The sequence below is a fragment of the Pseudomonas sp. SJZ131 genome, from assembly GCF_007828705.1.
In the GTDB taxonomy this organism is placed as follows: Bacteria; Pseudomonadota; Gammaproteobacteria; order Pseudomonadales; family Pseudomonadaceae; genus Aquipseudomonas; species Aquipseudomonas prosekii.
Map to the genome: position 1 here is coordinate 67,504 of NZ_VIVC01000002.1, position 15,341 is coordinate 82,844.

General features: G+C 56.2%; 13 protein-coding genes. 4 read left to right on the top strand and 9 right to left on the bottom strand.

The window, feature by feature from the left end; all coding sequences use genetic code 11:
* Window positions 1-419: 419 nt before the first annotated feature.
* The 5 genes from FBY12_RS07200 to FBY12_RS07220 all read right to left on the bottom strand — a co-directional run bounded on the left by FBY12_RS07200 (window position 420) and on the right by FBY12_RS07220 (window position 4,429).
* Complete coding sequence (locus FBY12_RS07200) at window positions 420-926, bottom strand: JAB domain-containing protein (RefSeq protein ID WP_145252448.1); 507 nt, start codon at window positions 924-926, stop codon at window positions 420-422.
* Window positions 927-978: 52 nt separating this feature from the next.
* Entirely contained in the window at window positions 979-1,890 is a 912-nt protein-coding gene (locus FBY12_RS07205) for a hydrolase or metal-binding protein (protein ID WP_145252450.1), read from the bottom strand.
* A gap of 78 nt (window positions 1,891-1,968) precedes the next feature.
* On the bottom strand, window positions 1,969-2,973 hold the full coding sequence (locus FBY12_RS07210; RefSeq protein WP_145252452.1) for a YqaJ viral recombinase family protein: 1,005 nt from the start codon (window positions 2,971-2,973) through the stop codon (window positions 1,969-1,971).
* Between the two features lie 80 nt (window positions 2,974-3,053).
* Window positions 3,054-4,022 carry a DUF932 domain-containing protein gene (locus FBY12_RS07215; RefSeq protein WP_145252454.1) on the bottom strand — a complete coding sequence of 323 codons (969 nt, stop codon included), beginning with the start codon at window positions 4,020-4,022 and terminating at the stop codon, window positions 3,054-3,056.
* Between the two features lie 77 nt (window positions 4,023-4,099).
* Window positions 4,100-4,429, bottom strand: a complete 330-nt coding sequence (locus FBY12_RS07220; protein ID WP_103438646.1) for a hypothetical protein — start codon at window positions 4,427-4,429, stop codon at window positions 4,100-4,102.
* 472 nt (window positions 4,430-4,901) lie between these two features.
* Here FBY12_RS07220 and FBY12_RS27640 point away from each other — a divergent pair, with 472 nt between their 5' ends.
* The 3 genes from FBY12_RS27640 (at window position 4,902) to FBY12_RS07235 (ending at window position 8,086) form a co-directional block, all read left to right on the top strand.
* Entirely contained in the window at window positions 4,902-5,576 is a 675-nt protein-coding gene (locus tag FBY12_RS27640) for a hypothetical protein (protein ID WP_178111735.1), read from the top strand.
* A 520-nt stretch (window positions 5,577-6,096) separates the two neighbouring features.
* Window positions 6,097-7,383: a hypothetical protein gene (locus FBY12_RS07230; protein WP_145252458.1), complete on the top strand. Its 1,287-nt coding sequence runs from the start codon at window positions 6,097-6,099 to the stop codon at window positions 7,381-7,383.
* A 67-nt stretch (window positions 7,384-7,450) separates the two neighbouring features.
* Window positions 7,451-8,086, top strand: a complete 636-nt coding sequence (locus FBY12_RS07235) for a hypothetical protein (protein ID WP_145252460.1) — start codon at window positions 7,451-7,453, stop codon at window positions 8,084-8,086.
* 415 nt (window positions 8,087-8,501) lie between these two features.
* On the opposite strand, the gene FBY12_RS07240 is transcribed toward FBY12_RS07235, so the two are convergent.
* The 4 genes from FBY12_RS07240 to FBY12_RS07255 form a co-directional block, all read right to left on the bottom strand.
* Window positions 8,502-10,532, bottom strand: coding sequence for a DUF262 domain-containing protein (locus FBY12_RS07240; protein WP_145252462.1), 2,031 nt, complete (start codon window positions 10,530-10,532; stop codon window positions 8,502-8,504).
* Window positions 10,522-12,018, bottom strand: a complete 1,497-nt coding sequence (locus tag FBY12_RS07245) for a DUF262 domain-containing protein (RefSeq protein WP_145252464.1) — start codon at window positions 12,016-12,018, stop codon at window positions 10,522-10,524. The genes FBY12_RS07240 and FBY12_RS07245 overlap by 11 nt, the downstream gene beginning before the upstream one ends.
* Before the next feature lie 16 nt (window positions 12,019-12,034).
* Window positions 12,035-12,787, bottom strand: a complete 753-nt coding sequence (locus tag FBY12_RS07250; RefSeq protein ID WP_145252466.1) for a hypothetical protein — start codon at window positions 12,785-12,787, stop codon at window positions 12,035-12,037.
* A gap of 187 nt (window positions 12,788-12,974) precedes the next feature.
* Window positions 12,975-13,622 (bottom strand): HEPN domain-containing protein, encoded by a 648-nt coding sequence (locus FBY12_RS07255; RefSeq protein ID WP_057025050.1) that lies wholly within the window; start codon window positions 13,620-13,622, stop codon window positions 12,975-12,977.
* Between the two features lie 219 nt (window positions 13,623-13,841).
* On the opposite strand from FBY12_RS07255, the gene FBY12_RS07260 reads away from it, so the two are divergent.
* Window positions 13,842-15,323: a hypothetical protein gene (locus tag FBY12_RS07260; protein ID WP_145252468.1), complete on the top strand. Its 1,482-nt coding sequence runs from the start codon at window positions 13,842-13,844 to the stop codon at window positions 15,321-15,323.
* Window positions 15,324-15,341 lie beyond the last annotated feature (18 nt).

Consider the following 15,341-nt stretch of genomic DNA (forward strand, 5'->3'; position numbering starts at 1 on the left):
GTTTGCGGGTGTGTATGTTACCAAAGCCAGAGCGTCAAGCATTCTATCGTTACCGATTTTAGGTTTACCCTGACACGAGACGTAGTTCAAAGTTTTTGCTCCGTGATTGTAAGCTGCGGTTATAGATGAACGGCCTTGTGGAGGATTAGGTAGTGAGGTGGTGAAAAAAGAAGAAGGCTATTCCCGGCGTGAGCAGCCATTCGGCCGCCCACGCTGGTTTATGTCGTCCATTGGGATGGTTGATCTGTGCGGCTTTGTAGCCACCAGTAAATCCAGCATGCCACCACCACCGCAATCAGCAGCGGCGGAAAGCGCACCATGAGGATCAACAGCAGTAGCGCTATCATGCAGCCGGCTAGGATGCTGGCGAAAATGAACACCGCAACGAGATCCGTAGCAGTTGCTTCAAACTCACTTCCTTATAGGTACCCCCGCTCAGCCCACGATACACAGCCCTCATCCCCCACGACAACATGATCCAATATCCGGGTGCCGATCATATTGAGGGCGTTCTTGAGAGTTCTGCTCAGCGTGTGATCGGCTTGGCTAGGCTCCGGCGACCCGGAGGGATGGTCATGTACCTTATGTACCAGGATCACGGCCGCAGCGTTGTGTTCCAGGGCAATCTTGACCACTTCCCGTGGGTACACGCTGGCCCCGTCCAGGGCGCCTCTGAATAACTCTCGGAAACCTATCACCCGGTGCTGGGTATCGAGCAGCAGCAATGCGAAGACTTCATGCTCGTGATACTGCATCAGTGTTTGCAGATGGCTGAATGCCTGCTGAGGGTCAGTCAGAGCCCGGCCTTTCGACAAACGACTCATCGCCAGTTGTTGCGCCATCTGCAGGATGTCAGCTTCGGTGACGGGTGATTCCATGATGTAGGTGCCAATCGTTTCACTGGCTATGAGCTTGTGATATTTCATGACGGTCTTCCTGTACGAATGCGTAAGAACGGAGGGGAATTGAGGCGGGCGGTTACTGGAAGCTGGGTCTAGCGTGCCGGCTGGCTTGGGATTCCAGTTTTTGGGCCAGTGACGTTTTTGCAGGCGTTGCCGGTTGGAGTTCTCCGTGGCTATGTATGGTCTCAGTGGCGGGAAGGAACTCTTCGACAATGACGCCGGTGTCTTCCTCACTGTCTTCAAACGCGCCGTTGTTGAAGCCCTGCCGCGCGGCGTTATCCAGGGCGGTTTGGTCAAAGCCAGCGGCCTGCCGTGTTACATCTAGGCGCTTGGCTTCCTGTAAGGCGTCTTCTAGGCTCAGACCACTGCGTACCGTGATGTCTACGTAAAAAATCGGTGTGCCATGGCTCTGCCGGGTGGATTTTCCGCGCAGGCGCAACTCCAATGGCAGGCAGGCCAGACGGTTGCCTGAGATGGCTCGGAAGTACTGCAAACGTGCCGCGAGGGTCCGGATGCTGTTGAACCCGTTGGAACGGAAGACAAAGCTGCCCAGCGGGTCATCCTCGCCAATCACCACGTTCAACCGACCATAGGGCTTGCAGGCATTACCCTGAGCCAGTGAACAGCCATCGGGTGAAGGGCAAGGCAATGTCTTGATACCGTCTTCACACTGTCGCTTGCAGGTCTCTCCATTGCCGACGCACAGCGGCCTGCCGGTGGTGCGGTTGAACAGGCTGTAGTCGGCACGAAAATTTAGATCGGGCTCGTTGAATAGCAAACGGACCGGAATGCTGCGCAATTTGCCGTCCTGGCCATTACGCAGTTCCTCATTGAGCGGGTGCAGCAGCCAGCCATCGCGGTTTTGTACCTGCGAGGTGATGGTGAATTGATCGTTTTTTTCCGGCAGGCGTTTGCCGTTTTTCTCGACGACCTTGCCGATGGAAATACGCCCGAGCATCGGTGGGGTTATGGCTAAACCTTTGAGCATGGCGGTTCTCCTTGATCTGAAAATAAAAAAGCCACCGGGACGAGAGGAGTCCGGGTGGCTTGGGGGGAGGGGGATGATTCAGCCGATTAGAAATCGGCGACTGCCTTCGCGGGTCTTGCTGTAGCGGGCCTGCAGGTAAGGTTTGTCCTTGAGCATCCGTTCGACATCCAGCCCGGTGCTGTCCTTGGACTTCTTCCAGCTGATGTAGCCCTCGGCAAACTCAGCGCGGCTGGCTGCGCCCATGGCCTGTTGCAGGACTTGCTTGAGCTGCGCCTCGCGCGTCTCTTGCTGAGCAATGCTCTGGCGAACAGCCTTGAGCTCCAGATAGGTGGCGGCCAGCTCCGTGTGCTGGCTGAGGTCCAGGGTCTGACCGTTGTGCTCGGGGTAGAGGCAGCGCAACGCGGCTTCCGCTGAGTCCGTACCATCGGCCGGTGGCGGGGTATCACTGACCACGTAATCCCAGAACAGCCGCTCAAGGTCGACCAGCCGAGCAATCATCGATTCGTCCCGTTCGATGCGATGGATCTCTAGGTGCTGGCCGCCCAGCAGTACCGCCACAACCGCCGCCTGCTTACCGGTCACGGCCAACTGGTGCATCACTTGCAACTGCACGTACTCGGGCACGCCCTCTTTCCAGAGGCGGGCACCGTTTATGCCGGCAGTTTTGCATTCAAGGATCTGTACATCGTTGACGCCGATGACCTCACGGTCGATGTTGGCCAGCATCCAAGGCAGTTTAGGATCCGGATGCTGCAACACGGCATTGACCCGCCGTACCCGATTGCCGGTGCGCTGGCTGTAATGCGCCGCGACAATTGGCTCGAGGATGTTGCCCCAGTAAGCAGGGCTTTCCTCGTCATGTGGATCGAGCTTGGGCAGTGACGTATCACGGCCGGTTTTCTCCAGCCATAGCTCCAACTGGGATTTGTAAGGGTTAAGGCCTATGGCAGCGGCGGCATCCGAGCTGCCGATGCCTTGTTTACGCACAGCCAGCCAGTCTTCTCGGGGAAGTTGTTTGGTCCCCACCAGGCGCAAGGCAGGGCGGGGTTTACTGCAGGATTGGTGCAGCGTTTGCGTTTCCATGATGTTTTCCTATGTGGCATAAAAAACGCCCGGCCAGCAGGAGCTGACCAGGCGTTTTAATAGTTGAGGGGGGAGTGGGGCTAGGCGGCGAGTTGCAGCGCTGCGTTCAGTGCGCGCTCTTTGAGGCTTGCACCGGCTCCGAACCACGCAGAGTCCATTCGGTATTCGGTACTCCTGGCGCGTCGCTCGTGATCGACATACTCCGTCACGGCGTTGAGCAAGCCCCAAGCAGTTCCTTGGGCTGATTCAAGCGTCGCTCCACGACCTTGGCCTTCGTACAGCCCTTGGACTTTGCGCAGTGCTCGCTCATTCGGAAGTATTTCCGGCAGCTTGCTGTTGGGGGCCACATCACACAGCACATTCATGAAGAAGCCCATCGCCTCATGCCACTGCACCTTGCGCTCCGCCAGTGCGCGCATGCGGTACATAAATTCATCCCATTGCGAGACGGCGATGCCCAGTTGTTTCTTCACGGCCTGCGGATCAAAGCGCGTGTTGTGCGGCACCTTGATTGCGCGGGTAGCGCCGTTCAGGGAGATGGTCAGGGTGTTGTTGCAAACTACACGCACGGTGGTCGGGGTCGCGGTGGTGGCCAGCGTGCCATCACAGGAGGTGGCTAACAGAAGATAGCCATTCACCTGATCGTTCCCCTTCAGCACGGTTGTCTGCTCGGTCCTGGCCAGAGCCCAGAACTTACGGCCACCTTTGAGTATCCCAGCTGTTTCCAACTCATAGCCGGAGACTTCAGTCAGATCTCTGTAGAACTCCAGCACCTCACGAGGCTGCACGACCTGATAGCGGTTGGAAACCACCGACAAGGGGGCCTTGGTGTCAGAGCGGTAGAGAACCTTTTGTTCCGGAAAGGAGTGAATCGTGCCTAGGTTGCCGACAGTGTCGGCCTTGAAGTGAACTGGACTTTCCTGAATCTGCCAGTTCATGCCGGCTTCGCGCTGCCAAACTTCCAGCGGTTGTTTTTGCGTCAGGCGGTTACCCAAACCATGCCAAGGGGTAGCGCCAACGTATGCCATTTGTTCGACGAGATGAGCCATGGGAGTAATTCCTTTGGGGGCGTGCCGGCATAAATGCTGCGCACGCGCAGCATTTACCGAAGAATGTTGTAAAAGGATTAGGCTGGTAGGTTGAAGCGATGATTGCAGGCGAGACAAAGGTTGTTGGCGAACACGTGGCGATCGAGTTTTTCGCCAAGCTGAGCACCGAGGGCGCAGCCGCCTGCACCTCCAGCGAGCCCGCCGAGGATGGCACCAGAAACTGTGCCGAGGGTGGTGCCAAGAGGGCCGGCAATAGCGCCGACAGAGGCGCCCATCTGGCCTGCTGCCAGAGCGGCGCTCGCACCACGAGCGGCTCCGCCGACGGTTCCAACAGCTGCGCCAATCTTCATGGCTGTTTGTAAAGATGCGATCTTGGGGGAGTTACACAGAGGACAATGCAATGACATGGGTCTGAGCTCCATGGGGTAGATGTCATGGCAGTGATGTAGGACTGAATTTTTTTTGAGTCGAATCGTAATCGGCCTCCATGACGATTAAGTGCAGCAATCGGCCGATTCTGTTGAAAAGTCGGTTTGCCCAAAATGCTCGAATATTGATGGGTGAAAACATCTCTTTCGCACGCTACAACGTGAAATCCGAGTCCGGAAGCCTCTGCTCAAAGCTAGGGTCTCAATTTCAGGCACGTACTTTTCTGCCGTGAAAACCAAGTCGGATTTATTCAATAGAATCGGCCAGAAGTAGTCATGGAATGACTACAAATTTGAGCGCGATTCAAGGCAGGTACAGCAGACCTTAGTCGGCAGCACCAACTGGAGCTACCGTCTCACGAGCCCTGGGAGATGCAAGGTTGAGGTGGGAGGCTTAATGCCACCGCTGTAGGATGTCCCAGCTGAGGACTTATCGGGAATTGTGAAGGGAATGGCCAAGCCACATGCATCACTGTATACGAGATTCAAGCGCTGGTTCCGCAGGCCTAGTAACTCTGCAGGTAACGTCTATTACGCACGGCTAACCACTCCACAGGGTCTTTTTTACAAAATTGGCTTCACGACCAAGGCTAGCCTGGTCGATCGCATGGCGTATGGTGGTCACGGCGATGAAAAACTTATCGATAAAGTGTTTTTCTTCACGCAGCTCGAGGATGCATGGGATGTTGAGCAAACACTGCTGGACCACCTCAGTAAGCATCGCGCTTTTGGAAAGTACAGCAATAACCCGTCCCAGCCTCTAGGCGGAAGGGGGCAGTCTGAGCTCTTCGCGTCCGACATTCTCGGGCTCGATGCTGCTCTTTATGCTCCTCAGGAAGTGACGACACTTGAGGCATGCGAGTACGACTCAGATCAAGCGGCGGACGGATGTTTGGGAATATTCATCGGAATAGTGCTGGCCCCATTTACGCTGGGGTTTTCACTGTTCTTTATCTTTGGCGGGCTCATGGAGTTCATTGCAGCTACTAAAAAACGAACGGTAGCTGAGAAGAAGGAAATTGTGCGCAGACCCCGGCCTAAGCATCCTGAGGAAATCCAAGTCCTTATTGATTCGCTGAGTGAGTTGAATATTCCAGCTAGCGCACAGGAGAAAACAGAAGCTTGATCCGCTTCCATGCTGCATCGCGGCCTTCGAGAGTGACCGATATTGGCCGATTCTGTTGAAAAAGTAATTACTTCCAGACTGCCCGCATGCTGACGGCTGAAAACGCCTTTTTAGCGCGCAGTTACGCGAAATCTGAGCCGGAGTACTCTGCTCAAAGTAAAAATTTCAATTTCAAGTGCGTACTTTTCTGCCGTGGAGACTATGGCCGACTGTTTTCAACAGAATCGGCCGATTGCTGCCTGTCAGGAAGGGCAGCAAATGGCCAGAAGCAGCAGTTCGCGACGAGCAGCTCTGGTAACCCATAACTACAACAACCCTAACGCTGCGCGCCGAGTGACCCAGGCACCTCCCAGAGCCGATTCCGCCGGTAGGATACAGGTTGGCCCCTATCAACCGTGGCGGACGAGTCGAAGAGTGCGAGCGACTGATTCGGACCGAGAAAATACCGGTCCAACACCGGCACCGCTGAGCAACTGCCCTACTAACGGAACGAGCTCGAACAGATCAGGAGAACAACTCGATGGACCACACACTTTTCGAGCGCTACTCACCTGCCATCTGCAGGCTCGGCACGGCGGGCGTCAACAGTCCCGAGCTCGTGATTGAAAACACAGGCAGAGACATCCTCAGGTACATCCCTTTCGAACAGGTCAACGCTGATGCCAAGTTGGTCATCGTGGGCATCACCCCAGGCCCTAACCAGCTGCGATTGGCGTACGGCGAAGTTCAACGACTAATGGCCGTTGGCATCCCGACTGCAACGCTGCTTCATGATGTGAAAAAACTTGGTGCATTCGGTGGCAGCGCCATGCGCCCAAACTTGCTGCGCTATCTGCGGCACTTCAAGTTCGACAAGATCCTGCGCATTCCAGATGTAGAGTCCCTGTGGGACGAAAACGCCGGCTTGTTCCACGGAACCTCGGTCATACCTCACGCGGCCTTTACAACAACGCCTGAGGGCGGCGAATCCATGTTTGCGGGCTCATTTGCCTACCTGATGGCTTCCCCTTTATTTCGAGGGTGCTTCATGGACTGCTTCGTCTCCACACTCCGCGAAATTAACCCAGACGCCCTGTATATCGGCCTGGGCGATTGTCCCGAAGACGCCTTGCAATGGTGCGTCGATAACGGGTATCTGCACGCCCGGCAGTTTCTGGGTTCTTTTTGCCATCCTTCAACCAGTGGCGGCAGCGCACCGAGTGTGTATATCAGAGATAAAACACTCAGTGACCTGAAGCCAACAGACCCTGTACGTCACAGAGTTGCGAAACTCGATCGGGCCTATGCGCGAATGGCTTACGCAACTGCGTTGCTTCTGGGCGACGCTGCGCCAATGTCGGAACCGCCATGCGCCGTCCCTATACCGGACAGTATCCAAGCTGCCCTTGCCCCACCGCCTCCGGCCAAGCCAGCCCGCAAGACCGTAGCTGTCCTATGCGATGAATTCACCAAAAAGGTGATCAAGCAGATTGAACAGAGCGGATATGTGCTCGTCAGGGAGAGCAAATACCTCGCAGAGTTTTGCGCTGCCGGCCAGACGGTTTATTTATTGAAAGCAAGGACCCGCATCAACAACATCTGTCTGATGGTTCACCCCAATATCATCAGGGGGCACTTGGTAGTTCTGCTGGCGGAAATCGCCGTCAGCACAGGCCATCGACACCACTCAAGCATGTCGAAGTTTCCATCGAAATTGCATAATGGCAAGCAACCCATCACTTATGGCTGGCTTGTGAGCATTGGCGGCCTGGCAGACGTCAGTGCTGTGGTGGAAGGCCTGCTTGAAATTAAACCGGCTACAAGCTGAATTGTCGTTGTCCAAATGAGCCGAAGTTTGCGCTCGGCAGACCCTCAATCTGTTATGGAAGAACACAATGAGCGAACACATCTGCGCGCGTTTCCCTACCCCGAATTTCGACCGACTGCTGGAAATCTTGCGACTCAAAGGCGCGAAGGTATTCAAGACCGGTTCCAGTTCAACTATCTTCGAGACGGGTGACAGTTTGCTGAGGCTAACCCTGCAAGGCAGTGGCCATAACTTCCTGGCGCAACAATCGGCTGCGGGTAACCCAAACGTTGTCAGGGTACTGCACAACTATGGTGCGGTGGCGTTATCGGACACCTACGAGTCTGGTCCTGAGGCAGAGTTCTACTGGCTTGCGCAGGTCGAGCGCCTGGTTGATATTGAAGTGGGCAGCGAGCCTATTATTGAGGCTTGGCTTGCGCGATTCGATGAAGAGGGGCAGCCTGGCTCGAGGGACTTACCCGTTGTTGCACAGCAATGTCGTGAACTGGCGCGCGCTCACAGGCAGTATGCTGGGTTGATGGAAACGCTGGCGCTGGCGGCTGAGTTTCGGGGGATTGAGTCGATGGACCTGCGGCTGAGTAACTGCATGCGACGGCCTTTGACCGGGGAGTTGGTTTGGACGGATCCGTTAGATGATTGTTTCTACGAACCAGACACCAATGTGGAAATTTCACTGGATGTACTCTTCGCGCTTCTCAAATGACGGGTGATCTAATCCATACACACGTTTTCGGGCCACTTCTTGCCAGACCTATGTGACCAACTTTTTAATGAATTTTGGCTCTTCTCAGTGAACATATGCTCAGCTCCATCTGGCACGCTGAATCTCCTCTGATTTTCTAGCTGCTGCGACAGGGAGCTTTGGGTCGTCATTAGCCGGTCGTGGCAGATTGAGATCGACCCAAATGGACGGTAGTTAGGGATTGGGCACCAAGCTTTGCGGGAGCGGGCTTGCACGCGATGGCATCATCCCAGTGGTTCGCAGTGTAATCCTGCTCATGCCGTAGATGCTGAACCGTCGCTCCTGGCTGTGGATTCATCGGGCGACATCGCTGCAGGGTTATCACCCGTCGTTGCGCTTAATGGATAGCGCAGATAACGCTTGCTTCACCGTCACCCTAGTCGATGGTGAAAACCCTTTGATAATGGCATTGCAGTGCCGCCAGCATAGCAGCCTGATGAGCATCGGCCGCGACCTCTCCCCACGTTTCCTTCGAATAGATCAAGTCCATTTTCAGGGAGTCAGGCCGCTTCTCGTACGCCCGCTTGTTGAGGAATCGCTGGCGCTTTTCGTTGTAGGGCAGATTACCGTACTCCGAGTTGATACTGCGCGAGACAAGCGCAAGATTGCCAAAGCGGTCCAGCCAATCCCGCGAGACCGTGTTGGTATCGATCGCCTGTGGGGTCTGCGGCGAAATATGCTCCACCGAGTTCTTCGCGGTGAAACGGAAATTGCCCCAGAACTCATGATCACGTTGCTGTTCATACCAAAGCACGAAGTCCAGTTTATAGAACCAGTAATGCGCAAATCTGACGCCATGGTCCTCCGTCAGCACAGCGTCGAACTGCAGCGCCGAAGCGGTACGCCAGGGATCGTCCATGAACCGGCGGCTACGTACGACCAGCGAAGCATCCGTCACTTCTCCAAGCAGCTGGTTATCCAGATGGCATAGGAAGCCATAGTACCGCTCGATTTCACCGCCACCACCCCGCACGGTGTGCGCATGCTTGTGGATAAAATACAGGAAGGGGGTCAGCCAGTAATGGGTGGTGATTTCCTGCGAGTGATACAGCATGCTCTGCAGCAACGATAGGCCCTGGTGCACGGCATTGTCGCGACTGCGATTGATGTAACGCTTGTCTTCACTGGCGGAAATCGATGTGTGGCAGACCTGATGGATTTCGTCATCGCCCTGATCGACCCACTTGATCACATACTCGTCCCACAGCACACGCATGCGCCAGAGCAGATCAATGAACCCTTGCGCCCTTGCCACACGCTGCGCCGAATCCGCTGGTGTTAGCAAGTGAGCTTCAAACAGGGCGAGCAGCTGCCGATCTAGCACACGCGGCAGATCTGCCTGCCCTTGCTCCTTCAGCCAGATACGCAACACATGCAGCAAGAAGAGTGGAAAGCCGATGATGCTCCGCGCCCAGGGGGCTTCTCCGTCATCCTCGGTGATGGCTGCCGGAGCCGCACCGATATCGGTAACAGAGCAGTCAACGATGGCTTGCAAGGTCAGGCGGTCGTAGCCATCCGTTTGCGCGGAGTTGGTCTTTCGATCGAGCAACCCGTGTACGGCGCCTGCATGGAGCAGTTGCCCCTTGTTATAGAGATCCCCCAGTCGGTGCGCCTCCAGCTGGGTTTCCAGACACAGATTGCGCTCGACAAAGCCACTCATGTCGGCACAGGCATTCCACAATGCCGCGAAACGGAAACGGCTTTCCGCGGGGATGTCCTGCAGCAACCTAGCCTTGAGGATCTCGTGGTGCTGTAGCTGGATACCACGGTTGTTGATGACTTCGAACAGCTTGTTCAGGTCCATCCCCTCAGGCACTTGCGTGAGCACGAGCGATACATTGCGATACACAAAGCTGGCCAGCGCCTTGAGATATTCATCATCAACAGGCCCGCCGTCCGCACGCTTGTAGGTCTGCGCGAAGGAGGCCATCAGTTGCTGAGCCTCTCTCATGCTCTGAGTGTCGATGATTTCGCTGCTCGTCGCTTTCCCCCCCGGCATCATGCTGGCAAGGAAGTCGTTCACCTGCTCCCGGATTGAGAAGTGCAGACGCGGAATCGTCCCTTCCTTCAGCACAACCCTACTGAAGTCCTCCATCACCTGGCTCCATACCGGCACCGTGCTGAGCATCCACAACGTGGTGAAACGCTGCTGGCCGTCGATCAGGTCGAAGCGGCGCATGCCCTGATTGCGATCTTCATCGGTGGTTTTTTCCACCAACAGCGTGCCGCCCAGGAAGAACTGCGTGTCGCCTCGATCGAAAGCATTGGCGATGTCTGTCAGCAGTGTTTTGATCTGCTCATCACCCCACACATACAGGCGCTGGTAGATCGGCACATTGAAACACCACGCAGCGTCTTTCCTGTTGGCCAGCTGTTGCAGAGTGCAGAGGCTGGAATCAATGCTCATGGCGACCTCCATGGGAGGCTTTAAGAAACACCTCAAGCCATTGCGATTTGTCCGCAAGGTTGCGGCATTCAGGATCCGCCTGCACCTTGTAGAACGCCAGAACAGCCCGTTTGTATCGACCTTGCACACCATTCCCCACTTCAATCGTTTCATCGGCATACAACGATGCCACTGCGTGTTGGCGCTTTTGAAGAAAGTCCAGCACCTGTTTAGGATGGTAGCTTTGTGCGATCACATCCAGCAGGTTTAGCTCGGCCAACCTGAAGAAGTTGGCGGCGGTTTCCTGCTTGACCTGTTTTTTCTCCAGGCGAATTGCGCCCAGCAGAAACTCCAGGCGTAAGGCAAACGCGGTCAGTTGCTCGACTTCGAACTGATCCATGTACACCAGGCTGCAGAGCATGAAAATTTCGCGCAGATACTCCTGGTTGTTGCACAGCAGCTGTCGATATATCGCGCGGAAAAAACTCACCTGCGCGCACGGCGCAGTATCGTTCATCAGCCTCTGCAACAGGGCGGCATACTTGTCTGCGTAGAGAAAGAAGCCCACGCCCTCATGAATGGGCTGGCGCAGTGCCATCGGCAAGTTCGCGGGGTTGTGGCTGACGCGCAGTTGACTGCCGTGCAGTACGTGCTCTCCGTCGCCCGTCAGCGTCAACGCAGTTGCCAGCCGATTGTGTCGGGTGGCGTAGAGCGGCACGCTGTCGACGCTGCTGCGGGTGTCCGCAACGTGGTTCCATGTGTCGCACTGGAACTCGGTCAGCAGCGTCTCGTGTCTGCCCGCTGGAGTTTGCGCACCGCGCCAACGCCGCGCACGCCAGAGAAAACGATTGAACAGGTTGGGGGCAAAATCCTGGCCGGGCGACAGTATCGCGGGTTGACGTTGCAGCGCCTCCCAGCGCTCGGCGCATTGCTGCTGCAGGGCTGTCTTCAGATCGCCCTCAGCGTCTGCGTGATCGATCGCACGCAGGTGATAGGCCTTGAGCAGGTCGGTGGCCCGCAGAGGCACGCCGCGATTGTTCTGGGTATCGAAAAAGGTGAAAGCAAGGTCGCTGCTGTCCACCTCGATCACCGTCAGACGAAGCTTTGCGATGATCTCCGGTGCAATCGGCTCTTGCTGCTTCAACGCCTGAATCCCTTCACGGATATGTCGTGCGGACTGCCCCGAATAGCTGAGCACCTGGCCCGCTGGCAGTGCACCGGTCGCTCGGTGATACAGCAGCGACAACGCCGTGATGCGCTGCTGACCATCGATGATGAACCTTCTCGATTGGTGCACATCGCGATGCAGCAATACCGCGCCAATGTAGTAAGGCAAGGTTTTGTCCGGCTGGCCTGCGAACTCTGCGAGATCACTGGTCAGTTGCAACAGCTTGTCCGGGCCCCACACGAAGCCGCGCTGATAACTGTCCAGTGCCAATGGCCAACCTACCTTTAGCAGATCGTCGAATGCCAGGGTTCTGACCCGGACAGGAGATTCATGCGTCATTTATCGGCTCCCCTGCTCAGCTCTCTTCCCAGCGTTTGCGCAACGTCCTGATCCGGGCATCCCCCCGCAGCGCACGCCGATCCGGTCCACAGAGCGCGACCGAACCTTCCGGTAGACCAAAGACTTCCTCGATGGCTGCCCGAATGCTGCTGACCTTCGCATCCGAACGTGCGGCCCGATAGCGCGCCGCCCTTCGCTCGGCAGTGGCCACGGCCTGGTCTGCACCCTGCTCATCCTCGGCATCTGGTTCCTCGACATCCCAGTCCTCGTCCTCTTCATCCCCCTCAGTAAGTTCCGGATCATCATCGGCCTCTTCGGCCTCTTCGGCCTCTTCGGCCTCAGCGGTCAGGTCAGCCAGGCTCTGACCATTGGAATACCAAGTGCAGGCGTCCTCCTGCTCCCATACCAGCCCATCCTCGACATGAAATGTGCGCAGGGCTATGGAGGACGAAACGTAATCGCTGAACCGCGACTTCACCGCTGGCAACCGCTCGAAGCCAGCGCCCAAGGCCAGTAGAACCTTATTAGGGCCGGCAACCAACAGGAATTCAGACCAGCTCTGCTCACGGAAATTGACGCTGGCAGAAGCGTACATGTAAAGGGTTGCGCGAAGTGATGCGTCCTGTTCGGCCAACTGGGTCAGTACCTGCATCACAGTGCGGTAGATACTAAAGCCCGCATTTTCGACGGAGTGCGAGTCGACCTCGACAGTGGGCAATGGCGACCCTTTGTTGACGAACGAGAGCTCCGATACCGATTTCTTGATCATTGCATTCTTTCCTTGAACAGTTCGTGGGCGGGAACGGGCGCAGTTTGCGCCCAAAGTCCCCGCTTTTTCGCAGTCCCTCTGATCGAGGACGAAGATGTCATGCTCGACAGTGGCAAGTTAGGTGATGAGGATGAACAGCCAGCGGAATCACTTCGTTTGTGATCGCGTGATTGGAAAGTCCCACGACCTAAGAAACAACCGGATAACAAGCATCACCCCATAGCGTTTCCGGGTTATCCAGCATCAGCAAAATAATCACCGGCACCAACTTGCCGAGAAGGTTTGAGCAGTCGCGCAGCTGATCCCGGTTCACACTGCTGTTCCAGGTTGCGCCCCCATGCATGACCTGGTTTCGCAATGTATAAATTCGATTGAACAGAACGCCGAGCACTGCTGGGGTATTGCGGTTGGCCAAAGCTTGCTGCGCTGCTCGCCGACCGCTGGCAAAGCGCTCGGTCCACTGTTGCTCGCTGATCTTGCCGTTCTGGTAATCCCAGAAGCTCTGGAACACGTAGGGGTTGTCCAGCAACGCGCGAATGCTGCCGGAGAACGCGGACCAGACCAGATTCTCGATCAGGTTGGCCGTGTCGAGCGCGCAGAGTTTGTCCAGGAACGCCTTGAACGTGGATTGCTCGGAAAGGCGGTACTGCTCGTCAATATCGGTGGCGTAGGCCGAGTTGAAGGCGATCCACAGGAAGATAAAACGCCCATCGACATCGTCAGCTTGCTCGGCACGATTGAGCCAACTCAGCGCCCGATGAACACGCAAGGTGAGGTTGGGATGATGACTTTCACGTTCCTGTCGATGACGGGTCTTGAGTGCTTGATGGTCCATGGGGTGCCGATCCTTGAGGTCATGGGCAGTACGTCAACAGATTGGGAGCGTCTGAAAACTTTACATATTTTTGATTAAACCCAGGCATGGGTAGAGAAGTTTCAATCGAGGGCCAGAGAACCTGCGCCATTTGTTTACCTGTACGGACAAACAACATGGACGGGGGGTGTGGTTTTGCTTAGGGTATGGCCATTCGATATTACCTGCAAGGTGGTCTGCATGAAGCGCGAACAGTTCCTGGCGCAACCTGAAGTTGAGTCCTTCATCGCATGGCTCGCAACGAACTTGCCGACGTTGACGTTCAAGCTGCGCTTCAAGGCGAGCAAATTTGTGCCGGGCGGTTTAACCGCTGATGTCCAGGGTTTCGAGCAGATTCTTGAGCAATACCGCTGGAAAGCAAGCTGGCAAGATACCCATCAAAATTCGGTGGATTCACAAACCTGGGCTGAAACTCAACGCTCTCTCGGTCAACTTCGCGAGTGGCTGACGAGTGCGGTCAACCGGGGGGACGAACAACAAGCGCTTCAGGCGTGTTTGCAGATTCTTCGTTGGGGTGGTGTCCGGGGAGCCATTCCATTTTTGCACCGGCTGGCCGAAAAGGGCGAGCTGTCGAGCTATCTGCGGAAAATGGCCGGGCTCATGTCGCTCGATGGTGACAATGATCTGAATGATCTCGACGCGATCAGTGTCGAGCGTTTCGATGCTGGCCTGACCAAGATTCACGCCTTGCTTGATCCGTCGGGGTCACCCATCTATGACAGTCGCGTCGGCGCAGCGATAGGCATGCTGTATTCATTGTTTCGCCAGCAATGGACGGGGAGCGGCAAACCTCTGCTGGCGTTCCCGTCCGGAGCCGCTCGTGGCAACCAGATCCGCAACCCGGGAGCATTCTTGAACGGCTTGGCGGCGCCGCAATTTTCGGCGATTGATTATGCCGAATGGGCACGTTGGCAGGTGCGGTTGGGCTGGATTATCCGCGCCCTGCTCGAACGTACTGGCTGGTTTGCCGAACAAGGGGCGCTGCCCGCGCGATGCCACGCCTTCGAGGCCAGCCTGTTTATGCTCGGCTATGACCTGCGGTGCTTTGATGTGACGCTGGCGACTGATCCGAAGGCCGCAGTGCCAGCGAGTGATCCGCAGAAAAGTGAACTTGACAGCACTGGATGGGTGCCAACCGGGCATCCCTTCAGTCAGGTCCTAAAGGATTATCTGGCCTTCCGCCACAGCGGTTCGCTCGACAATAAAGCGTCCTTCATTGCCTGGCTGTTGGCCAACCCGCGCAACGAGAACCCGCTCACGCGTGCCACAGCGCAGGGCTACTGTTTCGCGTTTTCCATCGATGAATTCGACCTGTTTGGCCGGTCGCTCGAAGAACTCGAACGTATCGTCGTCGGTGGCAAGGATGGGTTGTGCGCTGCATTGGTGAGCGAGACATTGGAACCATTCACCCTGGGTGATGAACGGGCAAGCGTCTGTTTGGTGGATGTGTTGATCACGGGCAATGCGTATCTGCGGGCGACGACTGAAAAGGCACGCATCGGCTACCTCTTGAGCGCCGGATATGCAGGTACCGAGAACTCTGCCAAGACGCTGATGGCGTTGGGGCGCAACGTGGGCAAGCACTTCGGGCTGCTCGATGCAGAACATTTGCCGACGACGTTGTTCGAGCAGTTTTTCGGCGGATGCTCGCTCGACGCCTGACTCACACAGGATATTGAA